The organism is Psychrobacter sp. NG254 (genome assembly GCF_015277735.1).
GTDB lineage: Bacteria > Pseudomonadota > Gammaproteobacteria > Pseudomonadales > Moraxellaceae > Psychrobacter.
In genome coordinates, this window is the sequence record NZ_JADHDA010000003.1 from 511962 (window position 1) to 530454 (window position 18493).

General features: G+C 36.1%; 13 protein-coding genes and 2 pseudogenes. 3 read left to right on the top strand and 12 right to left on the bottom strand.

Annotated elements, in window-relative coordinates:
• Positions 1-421: 421 nt before the first annotated feature.
• A complete protein-coding gene (locus IP510_RS07480; RefSeq protein WP_227669564.1) occupies positions 422-1669 on the bottom strand; it encodes a sugar transferase in 1248 nt (415 codons plus the stop codon).
• Between the two features lie 660 nt (positions 1670-2329).
• Here IP510_RS07480 and IP510_RS07485 point away from each other — a divergent pair.
• Together IP510_RS07485 and IP510_RS13755 are read left to right on the top strand one after the other, a co-directional pair.
• Complete coding sequence (locus tag IP510_RS07485; RefSeq protein ID WP_194364129.1) at positions 2330-2878, top strand: serine acetyltransferase; 549 nt, start codon at positions 2330-2332, stop codon at positions 2876-2878.
• A gap of 315 nt (positions 2879-3193) precedes the next feature.
• Positions 3194-3342 (top strand): annotated as a pseudogene (locus IP510_RS13755) (IS5/IS1182 family transposase); the annotation flags it as partial.
• Positions 3343-3410: 68 nt separating this feature from the next.
• On the opposite strand, the gene IP510_RS07490 reads toward IP510_RS13755, so the two are convergent.
• From IP510_RS07490 to IP510_RS07540, 11 genes are all read right to left on the bottom strand, one after another.
• Positions 3411-4535 (bottom strand): glycosyltransferase family 4 protein, encoded by a 1125-nt coding sequence (locus tag IP510_RS07490; protein WP_194364130.1) that lies wholly within the window; start codon positions 4533-4535, stop codon positions 3411-3413.
• A 32-nt stretch (positions 4536-4567) separates the two neighbouring features.
• Positions 4568-5737 carry a hypothetical protein gene (locus IP510_RS07495; protein WP_194364131.1) on the bottom strand — a complete coding sequence of 390 codons (1170 nt, stop codon included), beginning with the start codon at positions 5735-5737 and terminating at the stop codon, positions 4568-4570.
• Between the two features lie 114 nt (positions 5738-5851).
• Positions 5852-6940 carry a glycosyltransferase gene (locus IP510_RS07500; RefSeq protein WP_194364132.1) on the bottom strand — a complete coding sequence of 363 codons (1089 nt, stop codon included), beginning with the start codon at positions 6938-6940 and terminating at the stop codon, positions 5852-5854.
• A gap of 31 nt (positions 6941-6971) precedes the next feature.
• Positions 6972-8045, bottom strand: coding sequence for a glycosyltransferase family 4 protein (locus IP510_RS07505; RefSeq protein ID WP_194364133.1), 1074 nt, complete (start codon positions 8043-8045; stop codon positions 6972-6974).
• Positions 8046-8079: 34 nt separating this feature from the next.
• Positions 8080-9105 (bottom strand): glycosyltransferase family 2 protein, encoded by a 1026-nt coding sequence (locus IP510_RS07510; protein WP_194364134.1) that lies wholly within the window; start codon positions 9103-9105, stop codon positions 8080-8082.
• A 111-nt stretch (positions 9106-9216) separates the two neighbouring features.
• Positions 9217-10266, bottom strand: a complete 1050-nt coding sequence (locus IP510_RS07515; protein WP_194364135.1) for a polysaccharide pyruvyl transferase family protein — start codon at positions 10264-10266, stop codon at positions 9217-9219.
• A gap of 63 nt (positions 10267-10329) precedes the next feature.
• Positions 10330-11694: a Coenzyme F420 hydrogenase/dehydrogenase, beta subunit C-terminal domain gene (locus IP510_RS07520; RefSeq protein ID WP_194364136.1), complete on the bottom strand. Its 1365-nt coding sequence runs from the start codon at positions 11692-11694 to the stop codon at positions 10330-10332.
• A gap of 4 nt (positions 11695-11698) precedes the next feature.
• Positions 11699-13159, bottom strand: coding sequence for a lipopolysaccharide biosynthesis protein (locus tag IP510_RS07525; protein WP_227669565.1), 1461 nt, complete (start codon positions 13157-13159; stop codon positions 11699-11701).
• 373 nt (positions 13160-13532) lie between these two features.
• A complete protein-coding gene (locus IP510_RS07530) occupies positions 13533-15764 on the bottom strand; it encodes a polysaccharide biosynthesis tyrosine autokinase (RefSeq protein WP_194364137.1) in 2232 nt (743 codons plus the stop codon).
• A gap of 13 nt (positions 15765-15777) precedes the next feature.
• Positions 15778-16221, bottom strand: coding sequence for a low molecular weight phosphotyrosine protein phosphatase (locus tag IP510_RS07535; RefSeq protein ID WP_194364138.1), 444 nt, complete (start codon positions 16219-16221; stop codon positions 15778-15780).
• Between the two features lie 14 nt (positions 16222-16235).
• Positions 16236-17324, bottom strand: coding sequence for a polysaccharide biosynthesis/export family protein (locus tag IP510_RS07540; RefSeq protein WP_194364139.1), 1089 nt, complete (start codon positions 17322-17324; stop codon positions 16236-16238).
• A gap of 551 nt (positions 17325-17875) precedes the next feature.
• Here IP510_RS07540 and IP510_RS07545 point away from each other — a divergent pair.
• Positions 17876-18493: pseudogene (locus IP510_RS07545) on the top strand (RNA-guided endonuclease TnpB family protein); the annotation flags it as partial.

Sequence of the window (18493 nt, forward strand, 5' to 3'; positions counted from 1 at the left end):
TGAAAGTGAATTGAAACAAGCTAAGCAAATAAAACGGGCACTATGGCACTGGACTATCAGATAGCAAACACAGGTAAAATACGAACAATATTGAGTGATTACTCAAAAACAAACAAAGTATTACCACCAGAAGTGCTAAAAACGCATTGTAGTGGTTATTGAATGGCTGTTCAAGTTGATATATTCAAATTAGGGCAATTAGAGGATTGAGTTACCTTTTTCGACCAAACCAGCAATACTGGCTTAAAGGAGGCCGACTCTAGGTACGTTTTATGGGATAGGCTGATACAAAATATGGTGGTAAATAACGAGACCAATGATAAGAACCCCACATAGAGTAGGCACTCTATGTGGGGTTCTTATCAAATGATCATTTATGCTCTGTAATGTTCAACGGATTTAGGATACTTGGTGAGCGGTGTTACCGCGAACCGAAACCCGTAAAGGTCGTATGAATGGTCCTAAAGAAAATCAGTAAATCCAATGTGAATGATATGTGCTTTATATAGTAAAAATCATATTCAATTTTCAATTTGGTTTCTTCTGCACCAGTTGCATACCCTTGATTGACTTGAGCCCAACCAGATATACCAGGTTTTACAATATGACGATAATTGAAAAAAGGCACTTGTTGCTCAAGCTTAAGGGCAAAATCAATAAACTCAGCTCTAGGACCGATAAGACTCATTTCACCTCTAATGACATTTAGGAACTGAGGAAGCTCATCCACTCTCGTTTTACGGATGAATCGACCAACTTTGGTAATACGATCATCGTTATCTACGGTTAAGACTTCCTTCGCCTTTTCACGCATACTACGGAATTTATAAACTTTGATAGCCTTTCCTCGGTGCCCAACTCGTAGTTGGGTATAGAAAACCTTACCATTGTCTTCAAGTTTAATCGCGATTGCCGTAAATAGGCAAATGATGAGAGTGGCTGGCAATAGCGCTAAAATAATTAAAAAATCAAAGCAATATTTTATCAACATATAGTTTTCACAAGGCAAGAGAGAGCCGAGCTCATTCTCATACATATGGTTGATTTTAACTCTACCAGTCAGTGACTCACGAATATGACGATGATGATATACCGGTATACCTTGCAAAGTCTTATGAGCAATAAACTCCTGCCAGTCATCAGTCAAATCATAACTATGAAGGTCTGCCACTATACCGTTTACGTTCTTAGCTAGAGTCGTTGTGTCTAATTTTAACCACTCGGCAGACGGTACTTGTTCGGGCATGTCTATGGCTCTTCCTATTGGAATATAGGCAAGCGTTTGTACTTTATAATAACGGTTAATGATATTGACAATGAAGATATAACTGAGCAAGCATATGCTACTGATAAAATAATAGATCAAGTAAAATGGAAAGTAACTTGCTTCAGCCAGCCCAAATACGATAGCAAACCAGAAAATGAAAACAGGAATTATGTAAGAAGTAGAATTAATGCCTGGAAACTGATGTATCAAATTCAGAGTAAATAAAGTCAATAAGGTAAGCATACCGCTTGCAATAATATTGAACGTACTGGTCTTATTAAGCCCTTGGTCTAGGTAGCCCCAGTCTAAAAATATATACGGAATCCAATTGCACAGTAACAAACCTACAAATATCTGAACCGGTAAAAACTTTAAAGATACTAAGATTCTTTTATTGAACATAAATAAATTCTTTCACTCTGAGATCACTGGAGATTGGGAAAAACTCGACAATTATAACGTATATATAAAATAAAAGAACGGTAATTATTCAGTAACATAAGTAACATAAGTAACATAAGTAACATAAGTAACATAAGTAACATTTTACCAAAGATTGTCTATAGTTAATTATTTATAAGATCGATACAGCCCATATCATGAAATAGTTTAGGTAGATTAGTCTCCATCCATCCTTGGCATAGAAACTTAGCCTATACCTATTTTTCTCGATAAGGTTCAAATCACGGCTACAAGTTGGTATAGATAACAGACGATGACTATCTCTATTGAGTAATCTTTGAACGTGTTTATAAAAGCTTATCACTCAGGCGTGGCCTTCGTCTTGCGCTCGGGCAAAACACTACCTTGCTTAAGCCTGAAATCAGTGTGTATTTGCACCAATCGTAGAAGATGTCACCATTAATATTTTTATCAAAGTAATTCAGTACTAATAGCGTCTTTGCATAGAAAGCACCAATGACGTTAGTACGCTTTTTTGCTTGCCAGTTGTAATCAGGTGTCTCTCGATTGTGCCTATCTTTAATTAAAATTTTGAATGCTCAATAAGTCTTGGTATAGTATGTGATTTTTTGCATGTGATTATATTAAGGATAAAACAAGATGGTATTAGATTACATTAAAAGCGATTTATGTCGTTATGTAGGGATAGATAATGTAAATTTGTATAATTTTTCTAAATACTATATTTTTCATACAGGGTTTAAATTTAGTTTTTGGTTGAGATTAACTAAGTCAGAAAATCGTCTTGTCTCAACAGTTGCTAGGGTTCAACGTAGGCGTCTTGGTACTAAGTATTTTTTAAGCATTCCAAGCAGTACTAAGATTGGTTATGGTTTGTATATTGGTCACGGCCAAAATATTGTAGTTAACCATACTGCTCAAATCGGGAACAATGTAAATCTTAGTCAGTTCACATCAATTGGCTCTAATCACGATAACGCTGCAACTATTGGAGATAATGTATATATCGGTCCTAATGTTTGCATTGTTGAAAATGTTATCATTGGTAACAACGTTCAAATTGGAGCAGGTGCTGTTGTTACAAAAGATATTCCTGAAAGTGCTATTGCTGCTGGTGTTCCCGCTAGAGTTATAAAGATAAATGATCTCCCTAACTATTACTCGCACAATAGGTGGCCATTAAATTAAGAAAAACGAAGTCGGTATTTCCTCCCACCCCTCAAAAGTGCCTTTCATTTTTGTTTGGTGCGCTATACGATCTTCTATCTACAGGTTTTATCCCAATACCTATAGTATTTTCTCGTCTACCACATACTAACCTAAATTTTTTTATTAACAATTTCGATCAGTTTATTATCTACAGAATTTTTTTTCTATGTGTTATCTAGGGCGTGTTGGTCTATATGGTTTTATGCCATGATTGTAGAGTTTTCAGGCTTATCGTCAATCTTTGATGCTACGGCCTGAAAGGTTGATCATGTGAAGGGATAAATCGCTTGCCACTTCGATAATATTCCTCGAGAAAAGAACACTAAGGTCACTAATAACCATATGGACGGGCACTTGTCAAAAGCCCACACTTAGTAGTAAATGCTTTTACTAAGTCAAAAAAATACATAGCGGTTGTAACTAAATTCGATAAGTTAAAGTAGAGTTATGCAAATACGGTGACTCTCGATTGTACCTATCTTTAATTAAAACTTTGAATGTTCAATAAGTCCTAATCTACAAGCAGCGACATTAAAACCTTATTAACCTTCTTTGCATCAAATCTTTCTTGGGCAAGGCGATAACTCTCTTTACCCATTTGTTCAATAAGTTCTGGTTGCTCTATAAAGTGAATCATTTTTTGAGCGAGCAGCTCGGCTGACCAGGGCGGAACTATAAAGCCATTAACACCATCTATGACAGTCTCACGGCAACCTGGGACATTTGTAGTGATTATTGCTCGACCAATAGCCATTGCCTCCTGCGTACTACGTGGCATACCCTCACGATATGAAGGTAGGACAAATACGCTAGAGTTGGTGAGCCATTCATCAACGTTATCGACATGTCCTCTATAAATAATAGCGCCTTGCGCAACCAGCTTATCTAATGAATTACTAGTCAATGCACCCGGATTTGCATGGTCAAGACCACCTAGCATTATAAATTCAGTGTCAGGGTACTGTCGCTTAACTATCTGAGCTGCTGCTGTATACTCACTAACCCCTTTTTCAGCTAACAGGCGCCCAATAAAAATAAAACGAATAGGATTGGATGTTGGCTTACTATAAGGGTAATCATCAAGATTTAAACCTATACCACCGAGTATGCTTACATTACGTACTTTAACTTTATAGTGCTCAATCAAGTCGATGGGATCATCATGATTTAAAAATACAATGCGGTCTACAAATCGGAATGCTATTTTATATAGCATAACTTGAATTTGTCTTACTATTTTCGTTTTGAGCTTTTGACCAGTCGGTTGATTTGTAAATAAAAACCCTAATCCTTCTAACATAGCCACTCGTTTTGGAACCTTAGCTAAGGCAGCAGCTAAAGTGCCATAAATAACAGGTTTGGAAAAGTATGAAAAAACTAAATCAGGTTGAATGCTATTAAGGAGCTTCTTAAGCTGTAATACGGTTTTGAGATCAGAAAACGGATTCAACCCCGAATTACTTAATTTGTAATCAATAGGGTGAGCGCCGAGACTTTCAACTTGCTGTTTTTGTTCCAATGTGTAGTCTACTGCAAGAGCATAGACAGTATGCTCATTCTGAATTAAAGACAAGATTAAGTCGGAACGAAATTTTAACAATGTAAAAGCTGTAGTGCCTATAATAACTATTTTCAAAATAATACACCTTCGGTTTTTATTAGTATTAGCTAGGGCTTACTATAGTTAGACTTTAATTTTTTTCGCTCATAAATTTGATTAACATTACAATCAGCACAGACAAACAAGACATAAATCATGACAAATGGATAACGATAACGGACAGCAGTACCATAGTTAAATACAACCAGACCATATACTGACATAGCTAACATCATAAATAGTAACCAAAAGATAAGTTTATCAGGAAATATTTTCCAAGCTTGTCGGGTTATTAAGAATAAGATGGCTAATATGATTAGGTTTTCTAACGATTGCACCAGTTGTAGAGCATTGCTAGCTTCCCATGGTAAAGGTTTGGCTAAAAAGTACACTGCTGCGGTTAGACCTTGAAATACAAAGTCACCAGCGCCTGATATAATGCTAACTTTGTCTGCCTCACCACCATCTTCGACAAACATAGCTACTCTATAATAGTTCACTAAGGGAAGAGTAACAGGAGCAGAGAGAAGTAATCCAACCAAAGCAATAGCACTGATAACCAATGCCTTGGTTATCCCCATGCCTTTTTTTGCAACATTAAATATAAAATATAGTAAGACTATAGGACCTAAAATAAAAAAGTTTTGGAATTTTATTAGGTATAAGGGAGCGATACAGATAGTACTTTTAAACACTTTAGATTCGCGGGCGTAGATTACAGTGAAAATCATAAAGAAAAATATCAGAGTTTCTCTTAAGGTTAAAGCAGTATATAAAGCAGTACTCGGGAATAGTAAATAAAACCACACAGATACTTTGGTAAATATTTTTTTTGCGTACAGGATAAAAAACAGTATTATATAAAGCAGAGTATTGTAGAACCCTAAGCTTATGATTGAGACAGGTGTTGGGAGTGGAATCAACGCTAGCAGAGCACTGGCTGTCAAAACAGTACCACCATTTGCTAGTACTTCAGTAAAACCTAATTCTCCACTTCTTAGCGCATTAACACCATGCCAGTACTTAAATTGATCTGGCATATAAGAGGCACTAAATAGCACATCATTTAAAACAAAAGGTAAAAAGCAATGTAAGGCTAATATAATCTGATATTTATATGAGACTTGAAACTTATATCCGAGCATGGATATTGATAATAAGCATATAAGTAGACTGGGCAATTCAAAAAGCCTAGTTCCTAAAAAACCATAGGTATTAATCCAACTTAAGTCTGACATCTAGTTATCTCTATGATTGGATAGTGGTTTTAATAAATTACCACCTTTCTCTTATGGCACTTTGTTAATGACTTATCGCTGCAACTTAGTATTCTTTGTTAAAGCTACAGTTTTTCACTGGTTATATAAGTTAAGATAAGCTTCAACATTCGCATCTAACGAATAGTGATCGATAATACGCTTACGTGCAGCAGCTCCAATGTTAGAACGCTCGACATCACTTAAACGCAAAGCTTTATCAAGAGCCTGTGCTAAAACAGTTTCATTTTTTGACTCAACCAGTAAACCTTGTGAGCCAACCGCTTCACTTATACCACCACAATCTGTTGCAACAATCAAACGTTCGCATGCCATAGCTTCTAAAATAACCATTGGCAAACCTTCCCATGCTGAAGACATTACATAAATATCAGCGGCTGACATCAGCTCTTTAACATCATTGCGTACACCTAGAAACCTTACACATGAATCAATTTTTAGATCTTTTGTTAGCTTATAAAGCGTATCTTTATAAGGTCCATCACCTACTATAAAAACTTTAAAGTCTTGACGTTCAATTTTAAGTAGTGTGATTGCATTTAACAAATTAGAATAATCTTTTGCAGCATCAAGCCGACCCACTGCTAAAATTACTTTCTCATTATTGATAGAAAGCTGAGATCTTAACTTTATTCTAGAGCTGTCATTAAATTTAAATTTATCAGTATCAATGCCATTGGCAATAGTAATCATGCGTCCCGGCTTGACAGCACCTTTATTGATAAACTCTTCAACCGCTGATTGACTCACATTGACAGAAATATCAGCTAATTTGTCAGTAAGTCGATAGGCCAACATTCTAAGTTTCCCACCCTCGTTACTACTATGAGCAGTACTTATCACTTTAGGTATTCTAATAGTCAAACGTAGCAGCCGCGATATAATATTTGCATGGACCATATGACTATGTACCACATCGGGTTTGAAGTCTTTAACTAACTTTCTTAACCTTATATAAGCCTTTACAAAATCTTTAGAGCCATGCATTCCGATAGATATTAGCTCTACTTCGGGATTTTCTGGTGAAACCTTAACTGCAATTTCGCCATTCAGATAAGCTAACTTCACTTCGTGTCCCAGTGTGGCAAGCTCATCTGCCAGATTAATGACAACGTGTTCAGCACCGCCCATACCTAGACCAGTTATTATCATCAATATTTTCATAAAACATGCCTAAAATAAACTTACTGTAAACTCACTTGATATCTTCAATTAGATTTATCCATTGACTCATTATGTTTTCAGGTTGGTAAACCTCAGCCTTTTCTTTACTTTTCAAACTAATACTTTTTCGTTGCTCATCATTGCTCATCATTTTAATTAAGGATGAGGTAAGCTCACTAGTATCATTCTGAGGCACTAGAATAGATCCTGTATCTTGCAAGATCTCCGCTGGGCCAACTTCACAATCGAAGCTTACAATAGGTAAACCAAAAGCTAAAGCTTCAATTAAAACCATGCCAAACCCCTCAAAACGAGAACTTAAGCAAAATATCTCAGCTTCTTTGTAGTATTCGCTAATATTATTAGTATTACCTACTAGCTCAACACTTTCTTTTAGTTCGTTTTCTTCAATAAATCGAGCTAGTGTAACTCTGTCTTCACCTTCACCAACTATTTTTAGTTTCCAGTCTGGCATAGACTTATGTACTTCAAGCCAAGACTGGAGGAGTAAGTCAAACCCTTTCTGATAAGTTAGACGGCCAACAGCCAATACTATTTTCGTGTGCTCTGGCTTATCATAATATTGCACTGGAAATGGACAAGGATTGGCTATTGCTGTTATTTGTGATTTATGACGAGTACCTCTTAGCCAATATGCTTTATCTCTTTCTGTTAAGGTAACCACTGAGTCGCAGTACCGCGCAGCCAATTGACGAGCTAAGCGTCTACGTGGCTTCCCTAAATCAGTATTAAAATTAAAATGCTCCCAACATATATGTTTAACTGGCAAGCCTAAAGTAGCTGGTAAAGTAAACATAACAGACATTGTTTCAACTACTATTAAAGTATCGATATTCTTTTCTTTTAATAGCTTTCTTATTTTATAAATAATACTTGGGGTGCGAGATACATTATGACCTGTTGCATCAAATAATGAACAAACTTCAATTTCTTTATTTAAGGGGAAGAAAGGCTTATAACCACACCAGATACTGGCGAGAGTTATATCATAACCTGCCTCTGATAAGCCGTTAGCGAGCATAGAACCTACGCGCTCAGTACCACCAGCGTTGTCAAAATTACCGCCTAGTATTAAAACTTTCATAAATGATTTTTCCAGTAAATCTATATAAAATAGTTTAAAAAACCTTATAAAACTTTACTAAACTAATGGTTAAAGAAGGGAAGAAGTAGAACATAAAACATAATATTTTTACTTTCGCACTTAACTCATTTCTTGCTAATATAATATTATTATGTATAGTTTCCTTTATAGAACCAATAATGAATTTATCTACTTTGCTATCGGGACTAACTATCATTCTATTTATGTAGTACAGCACTTCAAATCTAATTTTCCTACTTGCAAGTAACCTATGACTATTTTTAAGCTGAATTTCTTTAAGTGCTTTCTTTTCAAAAGCGACCCAACCGTTATGAAACTTCATGAACTCTTTTCTATCAAAGGCCTTCCTAGTCAAGCTATTAGAATCGGTTTTGTCAAAAATATAAAGAGTCGAATCGATTTTAAAAACCGATTTAGCATTGATAAATATATCTAGATTATATAAAGCGTCTTCTGACACTATCAAATCTGGGAATCTAAAACTTTTAGCTAAATCAGCCTCAATACATTTACCCCAAGGAGCAGATATGATCTTGTCTGATAGGTATTCTTTAATAGGATTGCATATTACATTAGCTATGTTTGAATCCTTTGTTAAAGCTATAATCTCATTTGTACTCTCTATCATTTGATAGTTGTATGTCAATACATCAGGCATATTATTTGATTTTATAGCATTATATAAAATATCAAGTGTGCACTCTATAAAATAGTCATCTGCATCAAGAAATAAGATATACTTGCCTTTAGCAACATCAAGCCCTTTATTTCTAGATATTGCAGGACCGCTATTCGACAAATTACTTAAGAATATTATATTAAAGCTAGATATACTGATCCCTAATTGCTGTGCCAGTATAAATGACTCATCTGTAGAACAATCATCGACAATGATATGTTCAAAAGAAACGGCATTATTTGTAATACTTTTTATAGCTCTTACTAGCTTATCTCCAGAGTTATAGTTGGGAGTTATTATTGAAAAAAAACATTCCTTCTCAACTTCAATATGATAATTGTCACATCTTACTTGAATCATTTATCTTATCTCTAAGTATCAATTAAAAAATAATTTTGTAGTTCGGTTAGTAGCATTCAATATTTACATAAGATGTATAAAAGAGACTCTATTACTTGTAAATATTTTTTGTCAATTTAGCATCATTGTATTACATCGCTCTAAATAATTTCTACTTTCATTTATTTTCGGATTTAAAATTGCTTCGAGATTAGAGTAAGTAGTATCAATGGTATTATCATTCGATAAGTATCCTACTTCAACTAAAGATTTTTCTAAACCTAGAGATTCTAACAAATACTTAACTTTTGGTTTATTCCCACCATAACTAATAAAGTTTTTCCTATATTTAATTGCAAATATTGAACCATGAAAAGTATCTGTTATAACACTGTCTGCATTTCTTACAATAGAAAGAAATTCAAATGGATTACACGCAATATTTTTATCAGCCCATGAATGATAGAACCCTGCAGAAAGAATTAAGAGTTTATTTCTTCTGGCATAAGCCTTAACTTCTTTAACAATATTTTTTTCAAAACCATATGTGTAAACAAGTATATACGGTTTACTTATATCGTATTTTTCTTCATTCTTTACAAAATCATGGAGAAAGGTTGGATCTAATACCATTGATATATCTTTGTCTATACTTGCTTTTTTTGCTACTTCTAATGACTCAATATCTCTTACACTGATCATGCTCAGCTCAGATATACCCTGAACATATTTTGGATAACTATTTAAGTCTTCAACATTAGAACTTCCCACACTAGGGGCATATGAAAACTTTAATGATTTAGGTAGGTTTATTCCAAAGAATTCTGGAGCACTATTAAAGGAACCGTTAGTAACGCTCCAAACCTCATCAGAGCCAATAAATACGACTTTAAATCTTGATAAGTTTCCTCGTGGAACAATAGTAAGTTTTTTTTCGTATTTCTTAAAGGCTAGTAGTTTACGAATGTTGAAAATATAACTTTGTGGTGTATTCTTAATCCCACCAAATAAATGCTTATACCTTTTTATATTATTCTCTTTATCATATATATCTAAAAAACTTACTTGGTATCCATAAGTGGTAAGAATTTCCTGCAAAGCAAATGCTTGTAGATAAGCTCCGTAATTTAAAGACTTACAAAGTGTCACAATTAGGCATGGTGTGTTTTTAAGGTTATTCATAATATTATCCTTTCAACTATACTTTTTAGGATGTCCGTTAACTAAAACAAGCACTTCCTACATTTACTTTAATTTTTTTAGCTTTTGAATAGTTTTGCGCTTTTTATGAGTGAATAAAGTTGCTATCTTTAAATATAGTAAGATATTTTTCATTTTTTTGTTAAAAGCTTTAGCTGATTTATTTTTCTGCCATATCTTTAAACTACTTTTTCGAGTGATTCTTCTCAATTTTTGTATAGCTATCACGTCTATTGAAACTGACTTATTCCCATATCTCTTATCAGAGATATTTATACCTTTCTTCCTTGCTTCTTCTAATCGTACAGATAAAGCATCGTGTCTATGATAATAACTACTCTGTTGTGAAGCTACCATTGATTCAGGGCTTACTTTCTCTAAAAACAGCTCTGAGTTATTTATACCATCCTGCATTATAGAATCTGCTAATGGACTTCTAGTAATTACTACATTTGTACCCCTACTATCTTCTTTATATGGTTGAATCCAAGCATCTCCAAAAGTGATGTCTGCAAGCTCTGCTACTATGTCCTCACAAAAGTCACAAGCATTTGCTTTGAATAGGCCAGTACCCCACATATCTCCCAAACTTACCATTTTAATAAATTTATTTTCATTAGTAGATTTATCTACACAACCAAATGAATAATCACCAGCATTACTATTAATGTTTTCTATTCTATACTCAGGAGAGTCAATATTTGTAATATTTACATCTACTTCTGATGCAAGGTATTCTGTGAAGAATTTGCTTTTCATACCTCCACATATTATTCCTGCGACAAAAGGTATTTTTTCTTTTAGATAAGGGTCTTGGTATTGTGCTAAACGGATCGCTTTGACGAAGCAAGGTACTCCAATTATAGCGACTTTGCCTTCAAGTTCATTCAGCTTTGGTAGTACATTAGCTAAGGTTACTGGAAAATATCTAGTTTTAGATGTTTTTCTCAAATCTTCTTCACTGCTAGATACAATATATTGATAATGTGAACTATCATTAGCTGAAAGTTTGACAGAGAATATGTGATCAACAACTCCTCGTTTGAGAAGCTGATCAAGAACGTATGTTGCTAACCCACCCGATGTAGATGTTTCTCGAAATTCATTTGAATAGCTTGCGTATATATCTATTAGCCTGCCAAGTTTATCATACGTTTTAGTTCCCTCGGAAAGAAACATATCTGCTATAGTAGTCTCATTCTTTACCGCTTCAATAGGCTCTGGGTTAAACGGACAAACACTAATGCATGATGAATCGTTATCACAATTCCCTGTCAATTCAGGGACTAAAAATCCTTCTTCATTCCAACTCATAGTCAATGCGTTTGATGAGCAGGAATAAGTACAAACACCACATCCTGTACATAGATCATTATCGACTACTTTAGCTATTACCTGAGGTTTATTCATAATACTACTGCCATACCTTTTGTTTTATTTTGAAGAACCCTTTACTCAACATAATACGTTCATCTTTCTTTAATCCAACCATTAATACTGCAATAATAACTAAAGCACCTGAAACAAATACTGAAAGAAAAAAACCTATCAATGAATTTGTAAATTTTTCTTCCAAAAAATAGTTGATCACAAATACGATAGTAACGACTGAAAGTATGGGAATCATAGAGTCAACCAAATACATCTTTTTCTTCATCTTTGTCAAATTTGATATCAAATAAACTCTAGCCAATAATGCCAACATAGATAGTCCAATAGCTACATAAAACACTGTATATGGAGCGCCTCCCATCTTAAGTACGATATAAGAAGCCGGAACATTAATTAGCAACAGACCACCTACCACGAACTGATACAGCTTGATCCGACCGGTAGCTTGTGCAGCAGTCATTAACGATGGCGAAAGACTATCTATCAATATATTAATGATAATAAGTTTAGTAAATATAGCAGTGCTTTCAGGCACAACTCCCAACCACACAGGAAGAATCAACTCTATATTATTTAGAACTGGTAGAGCCAGTAATAGCAACACAAAAAAGTTATATTTTGCTCCATAGCAAACTAACTTATGCATATAATCCATGTCTTGCGCTGCATAAGATTTTATAATTTGCGGATTTATCGCTACTTGTAAATTCTGTACAAAGCTATTTAAAGCACTAGATACCTGCATCGCAATCGCTCTCGCAGCATTCACTGTTGGACCAAAAAAAATATTTAAAAGTACATTTATTCCTTGTCCACTCATCACTGTAGCGATATTACCCCACAGATTCCAACCCGTATAAGAAAGCATAATATTGAATAAACGTCTATCCCAATATAATCTAAACCTTGATTCTATAAACTTAGATTTACAATAGCTTCGATACACTAAAAATATAGCAAAAACTACAGCGAGACTAAGTAACGCATATAGAATAAGCTTGTCCATACCGAACCAACTAAGCATAAACACAATCAGCAGCTTGAGCGTCACATCTAAAATACTAACTAAAGCAAATATACTCATCTTTTCATGAGCAATGATAAGCGCGTTGTAAGGAACGCTAACTATACTCACCATAAATGACAATAATGCCAAATGGAAAACCCACTCTGCAGCTACCATCTTATCTATAGGTATCGTCAACTGTGTCCTGACAAACCATAAGCCAAGCGTTTCACCCATTAATAGTACAAGCACAGCAATAAGGATATGAATATTCATACTCATACTGAATATGCCTCTCATATCCTTCTTACCTGACTGACCTAGTTCAAAAGCAAGAAAGCGCTGAGTAGCCGAAGACATTGCACTATTCAAGAACCCTAACATCGTCACAAAACCAGCAACTACGTTATAAATACCGAAATTCTCAATTCCAAGAGTCTGTAATATAACTCTTGAAGTATAGAGTGCAACTGCCATAGTGAGCAGCATACGAAAGTACAGCATGCCTGCGTTTTTCGCCATGCGCTTGTATTTATTACTCTCGGTATTAGCCAATTGTATTAACTTTTGTTAGATGAAATAGCATTAACTTTACTTTAATTATTAATATATTTTTAATTTTTTCATATGGAAATTTTACTTGTATTGGAATCATAATTAATTGTCTTATTATCTAAGTATTTATAAGCTGATATTAGCTCAATCGTATAACGAATATTGATATTTAGAATATGTCACCATGATTTTATACTGGCCTTAGCGAGAAGCATAAAGCTAATCCTAGTTAGCTTTAAGATACTAAGGCTCATCATATAGTTTTTATAAGCATTATAAATAACTGATGCAATATCTATTTGTTATTGCCATAGGCATAGCTGTAGTGATAACTGTATTTATCCATCACGCCTCGTTGTACATCATTCACGACAATGCCATCTACACGCACATGGTCTTTAGTCAACTGATTAATAGCATAGACCAATTGTCTTTCTATCGAGCTGTTGTATCTTGTCACCATCAGTAGTTTATCCGCATACTGTGACAGGATAATCGCATCCGAAGCCGCTAGTATCGGTGGAGAGTCTACGACAATATAATCGTAATGTGCACTTAACTGCGACATCATGTCATTGAACTTTTTGCTAGCGAGCAGAGTAGTTGGCTGTTTAGGGTGCTGGCCTCTAGGCATAAAGTCGATATTATCCATACCAGTAGCATGCACATATTCAGTAATCGATTGACTGGTGGTAGATTCATTATCTTTCTGTGATAAATAATCAGCCAAACCAAAGTTTTGTTCTATATTAAACATCTTGTGCAGCTCACCCATGCGCATGTCCGCATCTATAATCAAAACCTTCTGATCAAGCTGTGCGAATACCTCTGATAAGTTAGCTGCGATAAAGGTTTTCCCAACCCCTGGACTTTCGCCTGAGATGAGTATGACTTTAGCTCGCTGATCAGATTTACCGTGCTCTGGCATACCAAATATCAGGTGTGTTCTCAGGCTTTTTATGGCCTCGTAGCTCAGACTGTTATGATCGATATAGGCCAACAGACGATTAGGTGTCTTCTTATTTTTTGACAGTCTTGTGAGTGGAGATGAGCGTGGAATCGTAGCAATGACGGGCACGCCTGTTTTGATTTCCAAGCGATCTGGATCTTTGACAGTGTTTTTGAGCATGCTTTTGAGAAATACCAGCAGTATACCGAACAATATACCTGACAGTATTGATAGCATGACGATTAGCTGTTTTTTCGGGGCAATGGTTCGATAGGTACTGATAGGCATATCGATAATACGCGCAAAGCCTATTTGACCTGCTTTAACAATCTTTAATTGCTCATAGTTCTTGAGCATAGTGAGATAAATCTCTCTATTAATGGTTGTATCTGCTGATAATTTCAAAAACTCTCTTTGGGTACCAGGAAGTTTGGCAATATCACCTTTGATTGACTGCTTTCTATTATTAAGGACTTTAAGCTGATCATTGATCTGCAGAACTAACGGATGCTCTTCGGTATAATACGTCGTCAAATCCGCTTTTTTAAGTTTCAGTTCATTTATTTGAGAGTCGATCTGTGAGCTTTCTGCGACGAGTAGTCCAGACTCTTGACTGATATCGATACTGCCAGATCTTTCACGAAAATCATTAAAGGTAGCTTCAGACGCTTCTAGCTTCTGTTTGAGCAAAGGTATCTGCGTTTCCATAAAGCTAAGCGTTTTAGTCGTTTCTTCAGATCCTCGAGATTTGTTCTTATCGATATAAGACTCAACAATTTGCTTAAGTATCAAGGTGATTTGTTGTTGGTCTGAACCAACCAAGGAAAGCTGAATAATCCCCGTTTTATCGTTCAGTTCGGTCACTGTCAACGCACCATTGATGGCATCGGTCGTGTTTTGCAATGATTGTTTAGCGATAGTGATAGGGTGCCGATTATCAGGTAAGTCATTGACGGTAATTTGGATAATACCGTCTGTTCCTCTGAAGTAGTTTGCTTTATTTAGCTGACCTTTAAAGTCATCAAAGCCATTGCTTAGTGTGAAGTTATTGTCAGTACCAGATCTTACTAAAGTAAAAGATTGATCTAAGTAGGCTTGTGAGACATTTAACTGGCTGATCTGTACTTGCCCATCTGCAGTTTTAAGTGCTACACCTTCTGGTGTATTAATTTGGGTATGAGTGCGATCACTGTTTATCTTATCTAATGCGTTTATTGAAGGATCATTCAATCGAATGTCTAAGTGCAGCAGGTCAACCACAGGTTTTAAGATCATACGCGACTTTATCAGTAGCGCCTCTGTCTGAGCGGGGCTAACATCCGTCGAAACCAGATCCGAGATATTGCTACCAAGGGCCGAAACTCCTTGTGATGTCGTGTCAATCTGTATCAACGCATCTGACTTATAAGTAGGGTTTTCATATCGGCTATATAGCACGCCTATGATCAATCCTAATAATGCAAAAAAAAGTACAATTTTCCAGCCACGTAGTAACACGAACACTAAAGCTAGTAAATCAACATCATTACTACTTTTTTCGGTAGTCGATTTTGATAAGTTATTTGAATCTGTATTCATAAATGTTCACTATTTAACGGATTTTATTAAACCATGGACCCAAACTGTCGATAATGTTTTGTTTGGCAGTCTCAAATGCTCGTTCGTCGTGTCCGTAAGGATCAGCAATATCTTGATCAATCCAGTATCCGATTCTGAACGTTTTGCCACGACAGTGTGGCCATCTGTCTTCAATCCATTTGCTCTGACTGGTTGACATGGTCAAAATCAAATCTGCTTTCACTGTCAGCTCTTCGCTAATCTGCTTAGCGATATGTTTGTTCATATTTGCATTAATTGTTGGATTGAATGCAGTCATAACGTCCAGCGCCTTTGAATCAGCACCATGGCCAATCACTGCTGACAATCCTGCTGATTCAATGTGCTTGTCTGGATATGCATCCATTAAAAAAGTAGCAGCTATTGGGCTACGGCATATATTACCCACACAAACCACCAAGATATTATTAAACCCCATAATACGATCTTCCTTTATAGACCTGAAATAGATCTAATGGCCGATGAAGAGGGTAGTAATGAGCTGATGATACGATTCCAGCGAGTCAAGCCAGTAGGATCGACATAGACAATATCGTTAGGGTGCATCTCAAAGCGATTGGCGAGAGAAAAGCTGGTAATAGATTGCATATCGACATAATAGATATTGGTCATCGGATAATTAGGATTATCGCGCACAACATATATTTTAGTAGCGTTGGCTGTATTGGAGTTTAGACCATTAGATTCGCCCAATACCTGCGCCAAACTGATACCGTGCTCAAGAATAGGAACAGGTGCCACTTTGCCAAACTCGCCTAATACATAGATTTTATTGCGACTCTGGCTATTCACATGGATTGAGTCACCGTTTTTGATATATATTTGATTGGCTGATGACCCCATTTCTCTCAATGTTTGTAACCCAATATCGTAGCTGACGCCGTTACGGTTCAATACTATATTGTCAGAGTCTCCGGTCGGTGTTGCGCCGCCTGCCATCGAGATCGCGCTGTATAAAGACACAGGCGTATCGGCAATATTGAATTCACCAGATTTACTGACTTCACCGTCAATAAAGAACTTGTTGCCACGATATTCAGCCACTTTTACTTGTGGATCTGGATACTTGAGGTAACGCTTTAACTGTCCACTTAAATTTGCAGTAAACTGTGGCACGCTCATCCCACTTGCCTTGATACGTCCAATTAGTGGAAACTGGATGAAGCCCTGCTGATCAACTGGGTAACCTGCAGCTCCTGCAGTAGTAATATCAGGATAACCTACCAAGATAATGCTTAGAACATCGGCTTGAGCAATACGGTAGTCCGTTCGACCAGAATTTTTGATTAATTGAGCCAACTCACTACTAGGTCTTGCCGTGGTTTGTTTGGGCGGTAGAGTTGATAGGCTGAGCGGCTGGACATTAAATTGAATGCCATTATCTGCTTGAAACACACCACTAGGAGGCAATTCACCAGCCTGCAGTCCAGTGTTTATACTTGCACATCCCGTCGTCAACCCAATCGTAAATGTTAAGGCAATAGTGACAAGCAGTGATTGCCTATTTTTTGAAAAAACCATGGAAACCTTTACCTTAAATGATGACGTGACGAGTGCTTGAGTCTTTTAAAAATTTAAAAGCAGCAGTTTAGCATATTAAATTTATAAATTGAGTGGCTGCCCATATATTTAATGCACTATTGTTTTTATTTTGTATAAGATGTTTTATACGTATTCTTTTTAGAAGGTGGGCGTAAGGCTTGATTTCGTTTAAGGTACGGTTTGCGCACTGTATTTGCTAATAAAACCAATCAATATAGGACAATCCTTGATGCGTAATGGTTGGTTTACAGCTGAACATTAGGCTGAGGTTGTTGATTTTTGATAGCAAAGTGCTTTAAAAGTGTTCTTTGACCACGCAAAAAATAAAATATTGAGAGTCAATAAATATTTAGTTCAAGTTAAGCATGGAATATTGGAAAACGATCATTCATCATTGCAAGTTTTTGACATTTATCAAATAGCGCCGTAAAACCACGTCACTTCTAGGGCGTGGATATCAGGCGTCAGCAGTTGTCACATAGCGGTTAATGGCTATTGATTTTGATATAACACACAATCATACTTAACTCATGAAAACACTCAAACTACGCATCAAAGACAAACACGCCAATCAGCTAAATATATTGGCTGGTGCGGTTAATTTTGTCTGGAATTATGTCAATGAGTTGAGTTTCAAACACCTTAAGCGCACATCTTATTTCTTTTCAGCTTATGATCTAGCTGCTTATACCAAAGGCGCAGGTGAATACCTGAACCTGCACAGCCAAACCTTGCAAGCTATAACTGAAACCCACGCTAAGTCTCGTAAACAGTTTAAAAAAGCGAAACTCAATTGGCGCACCAATAACCCAAAAGCCAAACGCAAGTCACTTGGTTGGATTCCTTTTAAAAAGACGGCTATCAAAAACTTGGCAACCCGTCAATCAGGTAAGAAAAGCTTGAAAACCACCCTGCAATTCAGCTTAGCTAAAGGTCAAAAGCTGATCATTGATTTGTGGGACAGCTACAATCTCTCGCTCTACAGCATCAATACGTGTGAATTAGTGCAAGATTCTCGCGGCAACTGGTACGCCTGCATCACTGTTAAAGAGTTTCCAAAAACTGCTTGTGGTGGTACTGGTCAAGTTGGTATTGATTTAGGCTGTAAAGATTCAGCAGTCACCAGTGATGGTGATGTTTTGACCACT

Excerpts from the sequence above, each read along its gene's own strand:
- IP510_RS07480 (WP_227669564.1), bottom strand. The coding sequence starts at position 1,669 with ATGTTCAATAAAAGAATCTTAGTATCTTTAAAGTTTTTACCGGTTCAG.
- IP510_RS07485 (WP_194364129.1), top strand. The coding sequence starts at position 2,330 with ATGGTATTAGATTACATTAAAAGCGATTTATGTCGTTATGTAGGGATA.
- IP510_RS07495 (WP_194364131.1), bottom strand. The coding sequence starts at position 5,737 with ATGTCAGACTTAAGTTGGATTAATACCTATGGTTTTTTAGGAACTAGG.
- IP510_RS07500 (WP_194364132.1), bottom strand. The coding sequence starts at position 6,940 with ATGAAAATATTGATGATAATAACTGGTCTAGGTATGGGCGGTGCTGAA.
- IP510_RS07505 (WP_194364133.1), bottom strand. The coding sequence starts at position 8,045 with ATGAAAGTTTTAATACTAGGCGGTAATTTTGACAACGCTGGTGGTACT.
- IP510_RS07510 (WP_194364134.1), bottom strand. The coding sequence starts at position 9,105 with ATGATTCAAGTAAGATGTGACAATTATCATATTGAAGTTGAGAAGGAA.
- IP510_RS07515 (WP_194364135.1), bottom strand. The coding sequence starts at position 10,266 with ATGAATAACCTTAAAAACACACCATGCCTAATTGTGACACTTTGTAAG.
- IP510_RS07520 (WP_194364136.1), bottom strand. The coding sequence starts at position 11,694 with ATGAATAAACCTCAGGTAATAGCTAAAGTAGTCGATAATGATCTATGT.
- IP510_RS07525 (WP_227669565.1), bottom strand. The coding sequence starts at position 13,159 with ATGGCAGTTGCACTCTATACTTCAAGAGTTATATTACAGACTCTTGGA.
- IP510_RS07530 (WP_194364137.1), bottom strand. The coding sequence starts at position 15,764 with ATGAATACAGATTCAAATAACTTATCAAAATCGACTACCGAAAAAAGT.
- IP510_RS07535 (WP_194364138.1), bottom strand. The coding sequence starts at position 16,221 with ATGGGGTTTAATAATATCTTGGTGGTTTGTGTGGGTAATATATGCCGT.
- IP510_RS07540 (WP_194364139.1), bottom strand. The coding sequence starts at position 17,324 with ATGGTTTTTTCAAAAAATAGGCAATCACTGCTTGTCACTATTGCCTTA.